12 protein-coding genes are annotated in these 16181 nt (G+C 43.6%); 2 read left to right on the top strand and 10 right to left on the bottom strand.

The window, feature by feature from the left end:
- Window position 1 precedes the first annotated feature (1 nt).
- Window positions 2–1033, bottom strand: coding sequence for a carbohydrate ABC transporter permease (locus DW159_RS09630; protein WP_117550327.1), 1032 nt, complete (start codon window positions 1031–1033; stop codon window positions 2–4).
- An 83-nt stretch (window positions 1034–1116) separates the two neighbouring features.
- Complete coding sequence (locus DW159_RS09625) at window positions 1117–2562, bottom strand: ABC transporter substrate-binding protein (RefSeq protein ID WP_117550325.1); 1446 nt, start codon at window positions 2560–2562, stop codon at window positions 1117–1119.
- Window positions 2563–2852: 290 nt separating this feature from the next.
- On the opposite strand from DW159_RS09625, the gene DW159_RS09620 reads away from it, so the two are divergent.
- Entirely contained in the window at window positions 2853–3773 is a 921-nt protein-coding gene (locus tag DW159_RS09620) for a helix-turn-helix transcriptional regulator (RefSeq protein WP_117550323.1), read from the top strand.
- A 23-nt stretch (window positions 3774–3796) separates the two neighbouring features.
- Here DW159_RS09620 and DW159_RS09615 read toward each other — a convergent pair whose 3' ends face one another.
- From DW159_RS09615 to DW159_RS09595, 5 genes are all read right to left on the bottom strand, one after another.
- On the bottom strand, window positions 3797–4822 hold the full coding sequence (locus tag DW159_RS09615; protein ID WP_117550321.1) for a LacI family DNA-binding transcriptional regulator: 1026 nt from the start codon (window positions 4820–4822) through the stop codon (window positions 3797–3799).
- A 60-nt stretch (window positions 4823–4882) separates the two neighbouring features.
- Window positions 4883–7084, bottom strand: a complete 2202-nt coding sequence (locus DW159_RS09610) for an alpha-galactosidase (protein WP_117550319.1) — start codon at window positions 7082–7084, stop codon at window positions 4883–4885.
- A 35-nt stretch (window positions 7085–7119) separates the two neighbouring features.
- A complete protein-coding gene (locus DW159_RS09605; RefSeq protein ID WP_117550317.1) occupies window positions 7120–7923 on the bottom strand; it encodes a hypothetical protein in 804 nt (267 codons plus the stop codon).
- A 326-nt stretch (window positions 7924–8249) separates the two neighbouring features.
- The gene (locus DW159_RS09600; protein ID WP_117550315.1) at window positions 8250–10013 is read right to left on the bottom strand and encodes a phospho-sugar mutase; all 1764 of its coding nucleotides are present in this window, start codon (window positions 10011–10013) and stop codon (window positions 8250–8252) included.
- 110 nt (window positions 10014–10123) lie between these two features.
- Window positions 10124–11848 (bottom strand): phospho-sugar mutase, encoded by a 1725-nt coding sequence (locus DW159_RS09595; protein WP_117550313.1) that lies wholly within the window; start codon window positions 11846–11848, stop codon window positions 10124–10126.
- 240 nt (window positions 11849–12088) lie between these two features.
- On the opposite strand from DW159_RS09595, the gene DW159_RS09590 reads away from it, so the two are divergent.
- On the top strand, window positions 12089–12589 hold the full coding sequence (locus tag DW159_RS09590; RefSeq protein ID WP_242992661.1) for an ATP-binding protein: 501 nt from the start codon (window positions 12089–12091) through the stop codon (window positions 12587–12589).
- Window positions 12590–12660: 71 nt separating this feature from the next.
- On the opposite strand, the gene DW159_RS09585 is transcribed toward DW159_RS09590, so the two are convergent.
- From DW159_RS09585 to DW159_RS09575, 3 genes are all read right to left on the bottom strand, one after another.
- The gene (locus DW159_RS09585) at window positions 12661–14397 is read right to left on the bottom strand and encodes a phospho-sugar mutase (RefSeq protein WP_117550309.1); all 1737 of its coding nucleotides are present in this window, start codon (window positions 14395–14397) and stop codon (window positions 12661–12663) included.
- An 84-nt stretch (window positions 14398–14481) separates the two neighbouring features.
- The gene (locus DW159_RS09580; RefSeq protein WP_117550306.1) at window positions 14482–15093 is read right to left on the bottom strand and encodes an NUDIX hydrolase; all 612 of its coding nucleotides are present in this window, start codon (window positions 15091–15093) and stop codon (window positions 14482–14484) included.
- Window positions 15094–15429: 336 nt separating this feature from the next.
- Entirely contained in the window at window positions 15430–16173 is a 744-nt protein-coding gene (locus DW159_RS09575; RefSeq protein WP_242992660.1) for a hypothetical protein, read from the bottom strand.
- Window positions 16174–16181 lie beyond the last annotated feature (8 nt).

The following is a 16181-nucleotide window of genomic DNA, read 5'->3' as shown; positions in this document are numbered from 1 at the left end:
GTTACTTGCCTCCCTTCGCAGAAGCAGCCATCTGCTTCATGTATTTCTTGGTATCCCTCTCCTGTTTCTTGCGAAGCTTCTTTGCCTTATAACTCTCATCATCTGAGCTTGAATCCTTGAAGATGTACTCAAAGAACAGCTTCTGAAGCGCAGCACATATAAGTATGATAAGGAGAAGTACAACGGCCATTGCTGAAGCGAGACCGACCTTCTGGCTTGTATGTGCTATCTTGTTCATGATGATGAAGTAAGTACCTGTTCCGTTTGCACCTGTTGTGATAACGAAAGGCTGCTCGAAAGCACTGAGTGATCCTGTTATTGCTAAAATTACATTTAATGTAACGATTGTCTTGATACTTGGCAGTATGATATATCTAAACTGCTGGAATTTATTTGCACCATCAAGCTCTGCCGCCTCATAAAGTTCTGCATCTACCGACATGATAGCTCCAATGAAGAGAACCATCATCTGTCCAAGGTATCTCCAGACCGAGGTTGAAACCAGTGTCCAGTTGTTGACACTCTGGTCTTTGAGCCAGTATGGAAGGTTGTCTAAGCTAAATCCACACAACTGAAGGATTGAGTCAAACACGAATCCTCTTGTGAAGAAGAATTTGAAAATGAAACCTACAGCGATACCGCTGATAAGGTAAGGGAAGAAAATAAATCCCTTGAAAAGGTTACCACCTTTTACTCTGAAACTCAGAAGAGTTGCAAGAAAAAGTGCAAGCACTAACTGTACAAGTGCTCCTACGATGTAATACAAACTGAGCTTTAATGCACCGAAACAGTCTTTTCTTGTGAACACATCGATATAATTTGCTAATCCTACGAATTCTCTCTTTTCTACAGGCGTCGTATATTTCATCTTGTAGAAACTAAATTTAACCATCTCTCCGAATGGTATATATGTAAATACTAATAGCAAAAGCAATGGGATAATTGCGAAGGCTGCGCATATTATAACCTGCTGCCCCTTCCTGCTTGATGCCCATTTACCAAAGCCGGATTGTTTTTTGTTAGCCATACTCATTCCACCGCCTTTTTTAATAAACCGGGGCGGGCAATCCCCCCCCGGTCTGTAGCTTATTCTTACTTGTTATAATAGAGTCTTTATTACTTCTCAGTAACTTCGATTCCTAATGACTCCTGAGCATCTGACCACTTCTGGTTCCACTCAGCCATGATATCATCGAATGACATGTCGCCGTTTGCAGCATGCTCGATGATGGCCTGGATCTTGTCATTACCACCATTGCTTACGTTAAGCTCTGACTCTGAGTTGAGCTGGTTGAGGTAATCCTCCTCGCCCTCAAGAGCTGCCTCGTCTGCAACGAAGTCAACACCATCGAATGAGATCTTTGACTCTGAACCAGGAACAAGTGCAAGTGAATCCTCGTTGTAAGCATATCCTGACTTCTCTGTCATCCACTTAACAAATACAAGAGCTGCCTGCTTCTCATCATCTGAAGCGTTTACGTTGATACCGTAGCAGTAATCTGCACCTGATGAAGCGTACTGCTTACCATTTACTGAGATAGGGAAAGGAATGTATCCGATATCGTCTGCGTTAGGTCCACCTGCTTCCATCTGTGGGTATGACCATGAACCAAGTACCATACATCCGATCTCGCCGTTGTTGAGCTTTCCCTTACTTGACTCCCAATCTGTTGTTGAGTAATCATCCTCTGTAAGTCCCTGTGATACTGCATCGTAAAGGATCTTATATACTGCATAAGCATGTGTATCGTCGCCATAGTTCTTGAATGGATCCTTTGTATGGGCTAACTTCTGGTTCTTGTATGTAGCATCGCCTGTTGCTGTGATCGAGATATAATCATCCCAAGCTCCCATTGTCCAGCCTGCTGCATAGTTTGTGTAAAGTGGAATACAATCCGGATTCTTATCCTTGATTGCCTTGAGAGCTGCGATGAACTCCTCTGGTGTCTTAGGTACATCTGTTACACCTGCATCAGCAAATACCTTCTTGTTGTATACGATACCCTGTGTTGTAGCTGTAAGAGGTACACCATATACCTGACCCTGATACAGCCATCTGTTTGAGTAATTTACAAGACTGCTCATTGTATCATAATCGCCAAATGACATGAAATATGTTGAAAGGTCTGCCATGTCAACTGCCGGGATACACATTACTGTCTCGTAGTTTCCTGACTGAAGATGTGTAAGAGCATCTTCTGCATAGTTTGTATCTGTGATAACATCAACCTTGATATTTGGGTACTCCTTGTTGAAGTCCTCAAGATACTGCTTCCAGTTCTTTCCGCCGTAATCATCTGAGTCCATATCAGTTCTGTTGTTGTAGAACTTGATCTCCGCTGAAAGATCTGTGAAGTCTGTTCCTAACTGGATGTCTGCATATGACTTGATTCCCTCAGCATCAGCTGTTGTGTCATCTGCTGAATCACTTCCTGCTGCCTCTGTGGCAGCCTTTGTTGCCTCTGTTGTGTCCTTGTTATCGCTGTCTGAGCCTCCACAACCTGCAAGTGATGCTGCCATAAGACCAGCCATTGCGATACATGCAATACGCTTTGATTTCATAGTTTTGTCCTCCTTAAAACCTTCTTTGTTTTTAACTTTATATTAAGTATACATTAATTTACTTTTTAGTCATCACTCAATTTTGTTTTTAATCACAGTATTTTGTACTTTTCGTTAATTTTACCATTATCATTATTTTTTTTCAATATCATATAGACATTTTATCTATATATTTTTATCTTTAATTAGTATTTTATTGTTTTTTTAGCTAATTAGCCACTAATTTATATCGCTTTTAGCTTGTGATGATTGTTTAATAATTGTATTATTATGGATAGGAGGTGGTTTGCATGTTAGCTAAAGAATTAATTTCCTGCACTGTACTGTCAGGTTACAATATTCAGAAAGATATTGAGAACGCAAGATTCCACAGTGCGTTCTTTACATATGAAGAATCAATGGCAAGCGATGGCCTGATTCATCTTCTGGCCAACGGCGATATTTCTTTTGCTTATTCATGCAGTTATACCTTCTCTTTCATTCCGTGTTACCATTTCTTCTATATATATGAAGGAACTCTTACAGTAACATCGGGCAGCAGCAAATCATCATATTCCAAGAATACAGCCGCGCTTTTTGAGACAGGATCAGAAATAACATACACCACGAACGGCAAGTGTCGTTTCTACGAGGCATTCATCCTCGGAGCTCCACTTCGCCTGTATCACGAGTTTCTCCCCGAATCCATATATTATAAAAAGGACTCTGCCGGAGCCTCTGTACTCTGGAGCCATCTTTCACTGATAAGCAGACTCCAGGGGGAGTTGTCTGCCACCGATATTTTCAGAATTTCCAAATGGTTTAATGATATCCTGACCGAATTATGTGTATTTATTGAAAACTCATCCAAGAAGATGGATTGTGTGCCTCCTTATCTTTTATCGATAAAGAATCAGATGGATACAAACTACGCCGAACCGATGTCGCTTGATGACCTCGAGGCAACTTACAGGATCAGCAGATACAGGATATGCAGAGAATTTTCATTTCACTTCGGTGAATCACCTATGCGCTATCTCAACAGTCGCAGGATCGATGCTGCCAAAAGGCTCCTTCTCACAACAGATCTGTCCGTCCACGAGGTCGGATCCCAGGTTGGAATCGAGAACACAAACCATTTTATAAATCTGTTCAAAAAAGACACCGGTACAACTCCGCTGTCTTTCAAGCAGGCTGCACCGGTGTCTATTTCCGATTTGCATTACAATTGATATGTAGTTTTATTATCGTTCCATTATCGTTCTATTCTGGCAACGCTATCCTTTACCACGATTCGTCCATCCACGACAAATATGCCATCAGTATATTTTTCGTTGGATATCTTTTTTATAATCTTATGCATGGTTCTCTCTGCCATCTCCTGCATATTGATCTCGTATGTGGTCACGCCTATATCGCAGCTTCCAGGATACATGTAATTATCAAACCCCACAACGGACACATCCTCAGGAACTCTGTAGCCCGCAGCATTGAGTATCTTTATGAGCGTAGCTGCCGCAAGATCGCAGTTGCACACAAACGCTGTAGGCATATTCTTTGGAAGTTTAAAACAGTTCTCCTCGTCAAACTGACCCGTCTTCACATCTCTGTCCGGAATAACCCAGTCTTCTCTGAACGGAATATCATGCTCCAACAAAGACTTTATATAGCCCAAATATCTGTCAGTTATACTGTTCGTTGAACCTATCGTGCCAACATATGCAATATCTCTATGTCCCATATCATACAGATAATTAGTCAGCATATAGCTTCCATAGAAACTGTTTGCTATAACCGTGTCTATCGGTCTCGAATTATCGTAGTAATCCACATACTCTATAGGAACCTTGGCTGTCTTCTCCAGCTTTTCCAGGTATTCCTTACCCATGGAACCTACAACAACTATTCCATCAACCTTGTCATCCTCCAAGAGCATAGGCATCTCAGCGTTCAATACACTATCTCTGGAAACAAACTCCAGCATAGTAAAGCAGCCTCTTGCCACCGCCTTTTTGTTAAGCACCTGATATAACTGCCAATAGAACGACGGATACTTTCCAAGGTATATCTCTTGAATGAGAACACCAATATTATACTTTTTCTTTGCCGTCTTCTTTCTGATCTCAGATGGTGACTGGTATCCCATCTCATCTGCCAACTGTTTGATCTGTGCTCTGAGTTCCTCGCTGACACCCTTCTGATCTGAAAGTGCCTTTGAGACCGTAACGGTACTCACGCCAACAATGGCAGCTATGTCTCCCAATTTTACTGATTTTGCCATAACTAGTCCTTCTCACTTTATTTTTTCACGTGGTTAAATAACTTAATTTTTATTTTATTTTTAAGTTAAACTATTGTCAAGTACAAAGTGATACAGTCTGCTCATATAATCTCCACGCATAGTTTCAATGAGCATTCCGGCATTCATGAGGAGATCTCCCCCATACACATTCTCCGTTCCGTCAAGTCTGTAACCAGCAGTCACGTCAAGCCCTAAAAGTTTTATCTTTCTACTGTGTACGTTAGGTCTTCCAAGCACCTGAACGTAAGTCACCAATGCCTCACTCTTATCCTTTGCAACAACCATCCAGCAATCATACAGTCCATTTTCCCTGTACGATGCAACCCTATAATAATCACCCTCCCTTACAAGATCATTATATTTATGATACATAGACACCTGCTCAGGGATCATCGCACGTTCTTCTTCACTTATTTTTGTGATATCGAGCTCATAGCCAAATGTTCCCGCCAGAGCCACATGTGCCCTGGTCATAAAAGGTGTACTCCTTCCAACTGTGTGATTAGGGCAATCCGACACATGGGCGCCCATGGTCGAAAGCGGATATATCAGTTCCGTTCCCTCCTGTATAGAAAGTCTCTCTATGGCATCCGTGTCATCGGAGCACCATATCTGCGGACTGTAGTAAAGCATGCCAGGGTCAAATCTTGCACCACCGCCCGAGCAGTTCTCAAGCAAAAGATCTGGGAAATCGTTAACAAGGCGCTCTTGCAGCTCATATACTCCAAGCACATACCTGTGAGCCAATTCTCCCTGCCTGTCTCCGGTGAATTCTACGCTGCCGATATCCGTGAGCTGTCTGTTCATATCCCACTTAACATACTCAATATTTGCGGATGATATCACGTTATGCACACATTCATACACGTAGTCTCTAACTTCTTTTCTCGAGAGATCAAGCACGTACTGATTTCGCGATAATGTAGCCGTTCTCTCCGGAACCGCAAACGCCCAGTCAGGATGCTTTCTGTAAAGTTCAGAATCAGGAGAAATCATTTCAGGCTCCATCCATATTCCAAATTTCAGCCCCAGCCTATTCACCTCATCAACAAGATGTTTCAAACCGCCCTTGATCTTGTTTTCATTTACAAACCAGTCTCCAAGACTTGTGGCGTCATCATTTCTATGTCCAAACCAGCCATCATCCATGACCAGCATCTCTATTCCATGTTCTGCCGCACTCTTCGCTATCGCAAGGAGCTTATCGGTATCAAAGTCAAAATATGTAGCCTCCCAGTTGTTGATGAGGACAGGTCTCTTCTGATGAAGATATCTGCTCCTTATCATGTGGCATCTGTAAAAATCATGAAGATTTCTAGTCATCTGTCCAAGTCCATCATGGCTGTATGTAAGCACAACCTCAGGCGCTGTAAACGTCTCTCCAGGCGTGAGCCACCACTCAAATCCCTCTGAATGTATGCCCATGACTGCGCGTATGGAATCAAACTGTGATTTCTCTATCTGTGCGATGAAGTTACCCGAGTACACAAAATGCATTCCATATACATCACCCGTAGTCTGATCTGTACCCTTTGTCATCCATGCCATAAACGGATGGTCCTGGTGGGATGACTCACCTCGGAGAGAGCTTACACTCTGCTTGCCATAAGCTATCGGGCGTCTCTCAATCTGTCTCTCCCTGGCCCATGAGCCATGAAGAGTGAGCATCTCAAAATCCTCGTCATCCATGTCTATACATGCAGAATATACCTTTGTGAGCCTGATATCCCTATCACCTGCATTTTTCACGCTCACACTTCTGGTTATAACATCCTCATCCTCAAACACAGAATATATCAGGTCAACATCAATGCCACATCCCCCATCCATCATATGGACAACGAGAGTCTGAACCTCCTCTTCTCCCGCAAATGATGCCGGAAGGCCACTAATCCCCGGCTTTCCATTTACAATATCGTAATCCACAAATTTCAGATCAACGGTTCTGCTGCCATTTGCGGTCTTTACCGCAATACAACTCTCCCTGTAGTCTCCTATTCCATTTCCGGAATACTCTGTCGGAAATGTGTCCATAAATGAACATCTCTCCCTGTTATTCTTGGACGGAACAAAAGGAGCCTCACACGTTCTCAAAAACTGATCACATTTCTGCGGACGGATCTTCTGTCCATAATATATATGTCCGACAAACCCCTCTTCATCGGCGATTCCGATACGATAACTCGTGTTTCTCGTATCAAGTTCAAATATTCTGTTTGCCTCATCATATCTTATGCTCATATGTATCTATAGTCTCCTCGTTTTATTTATGGGTATCACTCTCTGCTTATGTATTCAAGAAATTCAAGTGCAAGATCCATATTCTTGGCATTCTCGCCAAATCCCACTGCAGCATCCATTTCATACCAGCCGGTATCCTTCACCCAGGAATTATCACCGATCTTTATTCCGACAGGTATCTTCTCACCCGTTTCAATAACCGTTGCATACACAAACGAATCTTTATACTTTTCTTTCAGTTCATCAGTCAGCACCTTATCAAGATCCTGCATATATCCGAACTCTCCAAAACTCATGACAAGGTCTGTGTCGGCAAAGAACACGTCCACCGCATTCGCCATAAATTTGTTCTGTATAAGCTGTAGACTATCCTGACTCATGGCATCATTCGGATCAGTTGACACGCCGATTCCTGTACTTATACTGACATATTCCTTCTCCGCATCAAGACCATTTTCACTGAGGAATTCCTCATAATACGCCTTGTCATTCGCCGCGGATTCCTGTTGTGTAGTGTTGACCGCAAGGATGTTGAGTGCCGCAGATTCCGCCGTAAAATGTTTTACGACAAGGAATACAACTATGCCCACAACAACAAGTGCAAATAGAGCCTTCGGAGCATAATACTCCAGTATGTATTCCTTTTTCTGCTGTTTGTTCATAAGGCTGAGTTTCTGTTTCTCAGACATATGCTCATCCACATCCAAGACGCTCTCCGGCTCTCGTTTCTCTTTTTCACCGGTTTTCTCATCGATGATATGTCCAGCGATACTTTTTATATTTTTCTTTTCTATTTCTCTCTCTTTTTTTATTTCTTTTTCTATTTCTTTTTCTGGCATATAATCTCCTATACTACTCCTGTACGCGTTTGCCACACACTGCCGTTACTTTATATATTATAACATTTTTTAGTTAATTCTTAAACAGTTTTTAGTATTTTTAACTATATTTTACTTTGTGACATATAACAGCGTTCAGTTATCTCGTCCCCTGAAGCTCCTGATTCCCTGCCTTCTTTTTATACAAAAGGGACCTCAGCATCAAGGCCGAGATCCCCCTTGTTCAGCGCATTGGCTGGAAAGTGCATTTACATGTTTAATTTTGTAGTATATGGAAGGAATGTTTTTCTTTTTCGGCAGTAAATTCTGCCATATTTTGTGTTTGTTTATTTAGCAAGCTCCTGCACACATGCTTTCATCTCATCTATCTTTGACATGGCATTTTTTAGGCTGATTTCATTCACGCCAAAGTAGAATTTGATCTTTGGTTCATTTCCAGAAGGCCTAACCGCGAACCACGCATTATTTTCCAGCTCATAGTACAGCACGTTTGATTTTGGAAGACCCATGTGCTCCTCTTCGCCATCAAGCGGCTTGCGGATTCCGCTCACATAATCCCTCATGCCGGTAACTTTGATACCTGCAAAGTTCGTAAGTGGATGGTTCCTGAAGTTCTCCATCATCTCCTTAATCTGTGCTGCACCATCTACACCCTTTAGAGTTATCCCAAACGCACCTTCAAAGTAATAGCCATATTTGTGATAAACCTCTTCCATGGCATTACAGATGGTTTCTCCCTGCAGCTTATAAAATGCTGCTATTTCACATAAAATGACAACGGCTGCGCAAGCGTCCTTGTCACGAGTGTAGTCTCCTACTAAACATCCAAAGCTCTCCTCCATTCCGAAGATGAACTTGTATGTGTTGTTCTTCTCAAAGAGAAGGATCTGCTCACCTATGTACTTGAATCCGGTGAGTGTCTCTATATATTTCAGATTGTAATTCTCTGCTATCGCCTTTGTAAGATTGGTGCTGACTACTGTATTACAGATAGCACCATTTTCCGGCAGTTTGCCGACTGCCTTCTGTTCACGGCAGACATACTCTGCGATCAAGGCTCCTGTCATATTGGCATTAAAGCGGACATATGGATATGCAGGATCATCTGCAAATTCCGTGTCTTTCCAAATTCCCGTACTGTCCTTGACGTATATTCCAAGTCTGTCTGCATCAGGATCTGTGGCCATGATAACGTCCGCATCCACCTTCTTTGCCAAGTCTATTCCCATGGCAAATGCTGATGTTTCCTCTGGATTTGGTGACTTGACTGTGCTGAAGTCTCCGTCAGGAACAGTCTGCTCCTCTACAACATATACGTGCTTGAAGCCAAGTCTCTTTAGCACTTCCCTTACAGGTACATTTCCTGTTCCGTGAAGTGGTGTGTATACTATCTTGATATCGTCTGCAACCTTCGGAATTATATCGCCGTGGATGGTCTGTTTTATGAGTGCCTGATAGTAATTCTCATCAACACTCGTAGGAACCATACAGAACAGGCCGTCTGCGATAGCCTTGTCCTTATCCATGGTCTTGACATCCTCGTATCTCTCAACATTCGCCACATGTTTCAGGATATCCTGATCCTGAGGAGATACGATCTGACTGCCGTCCTCCCAGTACACCTTGTAGCCGTTGTACTCAGGTGGATTGTGGCTTGCTGTTACCACGATTCCGGCTATACATCCAAGCTCTCTCACTGCAAATGAAAGCTCCGGTGTAGGGCGGAGTGCATCAAACACATAAGTCTTTATGCCATTTGCATTGAGGCACAGAGCTGATGCCTCTGTGAACTCTGCTGACATATTTCGGCAGTCATGTGCTATAACAACACCTCTCCCCGCAGCATCCGCGCCGACCTCAAGTATGTAATCTGCAAGTCCCTGTGTTGCCTTTGTAACTGTATATATATTCATTCTGTTGGTTCCAGCACCCATGATTCCGCGCATTCCGCCGGTCCCAAATTTCAGATTCTTGTAGAATCTGTCCTGGATCTCTTTGTCATCATCTGCGATACTTCTAAGTTCTTCCTTGGTCTTCTCATCAAAGCAGTCTGACTCAAGCCAGAACTTGTATTCGTCCATGTAACCCATCTTTTTTACCTCCACCTTGTAATTATTTTTAGTCGCTACCGCGATCTTCTAGCCTATTTTCTGCTGACATTTATTTGCCAGCCATTCCGTTTCTTACCAGTTATCCCGTTTTACGAGAACATCGCCTTCACATTTACCGCAAGCTCGTCAAGCTGCTCTGCCGCATCCTCCTGAGAGCTTCCCTTTACCCCGAGGTAGAACTTAATCTTCGGCTCTGTGCCTGAAGGTCTCACAAGGAACCATGCGCCATCCGCAAGCTGATAATATATCATGTTGGACTTTGGAAGCACCGCCGCCTCGGACTTGCCTGTCGCTGCGTCTGTCTCTGTTCCAAGCTTGTAGTCGTAGATTTTCTCCACGCTGTAAGTTCCGACCTTCTGCACCGGATTATCTCTCAGCGTCTGTATCATAGACTGTATCTTTGCAGCACCCTCGCGTCCATCAAACTTCATGGTCTGAACCTTCTCTTTGTAGTAACCATATTCCTGCCACAATTCAACCATTCTGTCCCACAGAGTCATGCCACGGTTCTTGTAGTATGCCGCAGCCTCACAGAGAAGCATCAGCGTTCCAACCGAGTCCTTGTCCCTTGCATATGTACCAGGCAGACATCCAAATGTATCTTCAAGCCCGAACACATAATTGTGTTCACCTGTCTGCTCATAAGCCCTCATTCTCGATGCTATATTCTTAAATCCGATCAGGTTGTTGCAGTCACAGAAGGTGTTGTACTTCTTACATATCTCCTTGACCATATTGGTGATAACAACCGTAGTTACAATCGCCGGATTCTCAGGCAGTCTTCCGCTCTGGGATCTCTGCATCAGCACGTAATCACAGAGGATCGCACCGAACATATTGCCCGTAAATTCTTTATACTCATTATTCTTGCTGTCATATCCATACATTCCAAGCCTATCCGCATCAGGATCTGTGACAAGAATCAGCTCTCCGCCGACCTTCTTCGCCAGCTCAAGACTCAGGGCATACGCCTCTGCGCCCTCAGGATTTGGGGACTTTACAGTTGGGAAATTACCATCTTGAACAGCCTGTTCCTCAACGACATGTACATCCTTGAAACCAAGTTCGCTGAGAACTCTTGTAACAGGCTTAAGGCCTGTTCCGTGAAGCGGAGAATATACGATCTTCAGATCTCCCGCCTTCTGAATCTCCTCCGGATTCATGACAAGCTTGTGAAGCTCTCCTATATATGCGTCATCGATCTCCTGACCGATCACATTCAACAGTCCTGCATCTATTGCAGCGTCCTTGTCCATAGTCTTAACCATGGAGAAATCTTCTATATTGTTGACCTCTGCAATAATCTCCTTATCCTGAGGAGATACGATCTGGGCTCCATCATCCCAGTAAACCTTATATCCGTTGTATTCCTTTGGATTGTGGCTTGCCGTTATATTCACGCCGATATTGCAGTGCAGATGTCTCACTGCAAATGAAAGCTCCGGTGTCGGGCGGAGCGCATCAAACAGATACACCTTCACGCCATTTGCACACAGGCAGAGAGCAGTTTCAAGCGCATACAGCGAAGCATTGTTTCTGTTGTCAAATGCTATAGCTGCCGACGGCTCTGATATTCCGATCTTCGCCAGGTAGTTAGCAATTCCCTGTGTTGCCATGCGAACCGTGTAAATGTTCATGCGGTTCGTTCCCGCTCCCATCACGCCTCGAAGTCCACCTGTTCCAAACTCAAGGTTTGTGTAAAATCTATCTTCAATCTCCGCTTCATTATCCTTTATGTTTACGAGCTCCTGCTTCGTAACATCATCTACCTGATCGCTGCCAAGCCACATCTCGTATCTCTGCTTTGCGTCCATCTTCTACCCCTTTCCTGACCTCACAGGCCACACAGATTTTTCCTTTTTATCTATCCACAATTTATCTTCCGTTCATTTTATTAGGCTATTTTTAGCTAATTTATTGTTATTTGTATAATATATTAAGCAGTTTTTAAATTCAATATTTAATCTTGCAATTTATATCACTTTGTTGCGCAGATGTATATTGCAGCCGTTTTATTATGGTGGTATTAACTAAAAGAATTATATTTTCTGCAATTGACTTGTAATATAACCGACCTTTTTTATTCCTTTACAGAGGCCATTTGTGATCTGCTCAAGATCAACCTGAGCGTTGTAGCCGGATTTGTGTACAGCAAGATCACGGAGGCACAGAAGGATCAGAAGGAGCTCGTAGTCCAGGTGGCATCCAGGGATCTGAAGAGCCGAATGCCGGAGTATGAACTGATCAGGATCATCGGTATACTGATCGATAATGCGCTTGAATCGACCGCCCCATTTGGCACTGCATATCTGTACCTGGACAGCAGGCAGAACCAGATAGAAATAAGAACAAGAAACAAGGGTTCCGTCAAAACCAACGAATTCCGCCAGAATATGTTCTCACCGGGATATACCACCAAAACCGGAGACAGACATGGCCAAGGTTACGGTCTCTACAACCTGAAAAAACTGACCGACAAGTACAATGGTAAAATATATCTCGACACGGTAAATACCGACCAGGGAGACTACATACAGTTCGACGTCATCGTATAAGGACAGCAAAGCGCCGTCCGGTCACCAGACCAGACGGCGCTTTTTTGTATTTGCTATATATTATACTTATGCTACTCTGCCAGCTTGTTGAGCTTCTCAACAAGTGCTGTCTGGAGAGCTTCAAGCTTTGCATCTGCGTCATCAAGGCTTGTTCCCTTGATTCCGTAGTACAGCTTAATCTTTGGCTCTGTTCCTGATGGACGTACACATGCCCATGCGCCATCCTCAAGGTCGTAGTAGAGAACGTTGGACTGTGGAAGTCCTGACTCTGTGACCTCTCCGGTGGCAAGATCTGTGATCGTGTTCTTCTCGTAATCACGAACCTTGAGAACTTTGAGTGTATCGATCTGAGTAAGTGACTCAGCTCTGAGTGAGGACATGATCTTGCGGATCTTCTCTGCTCCTGTAACACCCTTGAGCGTTATTGTGTAGAGGCCTTCCTTGTAATATCCGTACTTCTCATAGAGATCAAGCATGTGATCCCACAGAGTGATTCCCTGGCTCTTGCAGTATGCAGCAGCCTCGCAGAGACACATAACTGCAACCGGAGCATCCTTGTCTCTTGCGTATGTTCCAACGAGACATCCGTAGCTCTCCTCCATACCCATTACGAAATTGTATGAATTATTCTGCTCGAAGAACTTGATCTGCTCACCGATGAACTTGAAGCCTGTTAGAACCTCGATGAGGTTGACATTGTAATCTGCAGCCAGTGGATCAGCCATATTTGTGGTTACAATAGTCTTGACCATGGCCGGATTCTTTGGCATGAGACCGCATTTTGTTCTCTCTCTGAACTGGTATTCAGCGATTATAAGTCCTGACATATTTCCTGTAAATGGCATATACTTGCCTGTCTTTGTATCGAGTGCGTATATTCCAAGACGGTCTGCATCAGGATCTGTAGCGAGAACTATGTCCGCATTCTTCTCCTTTGCCAGCTTGAGGGCAAGCTCAAATGCCTTTGGATCCTCTGGGTTTGGATACTCAAGCGTTGTGAACTCAGGGTCTGGAAGCTCCTGCTCAGGAACAATGTATACGTTTTTGAAACCAAGCTCGGACAGAACTCTCTTTACAGGTACAAGACCGGTTCCGTGGAACGGTGTGTATACGATCTTGATGTTCTCTGACTGCTCCTTGATGATCTCAGGATGAATGATCTGCTTCTTTAGTTCCTCCATATACGCGTCATCTATCTCGGCACCTATGATAGTGAGAAGGCCCTTGTCAAGTGCCTCCTGCTTATCCATGGTCTTTACTGTATGGAAATCTGTTACAGCCTTAACCTCTGCGATGATCTCTCTGTCCTTTGGAGCTGTGATCTGCGCGCCATCCTCCCAGTATACCTTGTAACCGTTGTACTCTGGTGGATTGTGGCTGGCTGTTATAACTATACCTGCTGTACATCCAAGCTTTCTGACTGCATATGAAAGCTCAGGTGTAGGTCTGAGTGACTCAAAGAGATATGACTTGATTCCATTTGCACACAGGCAGAGAGCTGCTTCTGCTGCAAACTCTGGAGAATACTTTCTTGAATCGTATGCTATTGCCACGCCCTTGTCCTGCGCATTCTGCTTCACAATGAAGTTTGCAAGACCCTGTGTAGCCTTGCGGACGGTGTAGAAGTTCATTCTGTTGGTTCCCGCGCCTATCACACCTCTGAGTCCACCAGTTCCAAATACAAGATCACGATAGAATCTGTCCTCGATCTCAGCCTCATCATCAGCTATGGCTGCAAGCTCCTTCCTGGTGTCCTCATCAAAATAATCATCTGTCATCCAAAAATCATATGTGTCTCTGTAACTCATCTTTCTACTTCTCCTTCTTTTTTCTCATTTAGTATGCCCTTTTATGAACGTTCTGCTGTTTGAGCAATCACTGCTCAGCGCTTCCTATTTTCTCAGGAATTCTAGTGGATCTCCCTCAGCCAGAAAATGTGTCATGAGGTATGCTCCTCTGAGCGACACCTGTTCCTCTGACAGGATTCTTCTGACCTCACCTCGGTCTGCGAGTATGACCTGTATGTCCTCTGTGCTCTCCTTGCTGTCGAGATTTGGTGTTCCTGTAACTGTTCCAAATACAGCACTGCTCATCTCATCCGTAAATCCCGGGCCCATATAGAATGGCCTTCTGTAGAGTTCTTCTCCGCCCTCATATACATCAAGGGTAAGCCCCGTCTCTTCCTTCATCTCCCTGACTGCTGCCTGCGCCGGAGTCTCATCTCCATCCACCAGTCCTGCAGGAAGTTCATATATATATGTATCGAGTGGGTATCTGTACTGCCTTATGAGCACCAGCTTCGGCTCATCTTCCAGCTTAACTCCATATATAACTATTCCTTCCGGTTTTATATCGTGGGTCTTTATCTTGATGTCGTTCTCTTTATTCCTTGAAGCAAAGTAATAATTGAAGTCTTTTCCAGCCGTGTCAACCGCATCTATATGATAGAGGTTGAGGAACGGATTGTCTGTGAGTTTTTGTACACCTTTGTATTTCTCTTTCACTTCATCACATCCCTTCTGTGTATTTTAATGTATTCAGCCGACCATACATTCGCAAAACCGCACGGTTCCCGTGCTCTTTCGCTGCTGCGCTGAATATTTACCTTTATTCAAAATTAGCATAGTTTTTACAATATATCAAATTCTTTTTTAAGTAATTTTATCATTTTTTAGCTATTTTTAATGCTTTTTAGTATATTTGCGTCATTTTGCCATATTTTTCTATGTGATTCCTGGTTTTGATGCAGCTATGTGCCTCCTGATTCTGAATATTTTTTACTCAAAAAATCCGGGCACTTTGATCTGCCCGGATTCCAAAAATGTTATGCAATTTATACTCTACTGATTCTCTGTCGATACCAGTTGATATTCTGCATCTCTCAGCCTGCAATAATAAAATGTCTGTCCAGCCTCTTCTGTGTAAGTTTCAAATACTCCCGTCACTATCACCTGGCTCTGATCCGCCGGGTAATCATCTGGATATACGGCATCTCCACCGAGTTCAAATTCAAGTCCCTGACTGCAACATGCCAGAGCATCGGCTATAAGGCAGTAATTATAATATTTGTCTGTTATTGGATAATAGGATGCATAATACTTTCCCTCTATTCTTATCGTCTTGCCCTCATATTCCTCAGATTTTGACATCATCTGATATACCGTCGCATATACAAGATCGCTTCCCATAAGTGTGAGATCCACATCCACACCCTCAGACTTGTATTGCGCTATAACTGAGCTGTCTCCATTCACGACCTGTCCATATGTTGGTTCTGATGTCGCCTCAGTTACAGATGCGGATTCTGTCTCTGTCGTGGTTTGCATCTCTGTTGTGATCGTCGTCTCTGTTGTGATCGTCGTCTCTGTTGTGGCTCCCGCCGACGACTTGCTTTCCACATCACCATCGCCTGTTTTCTGATTAAGCACCTTATCCACTGCATTCTGTGTGTTCAAACGACTGCCCGCAGTCTGAGATGCTCCACCACAGCCTGTGACAGTCAGCAACATACTCAGCACCAATATTGACATAATCAATCGCTTAAATCTGTGTCTGCATCCATGCATTCTTCTATTTCTATTCATATACATAT

The organism is Coprococcus sp. AM14-16 (genome assembly GCF_003434675.1).
In the GTDB taxonomy this organism is placed as follows: Bacteria; Bacillota; Clostridia; order Lachnospirales; family Lachnospiraceae; genus Coprococcus; species Coprococcus aceti.
Note: the sequence above shows the minus strand (reverse complement) of the source record. Positions and strands in the feature narration are given on the sequence as shown.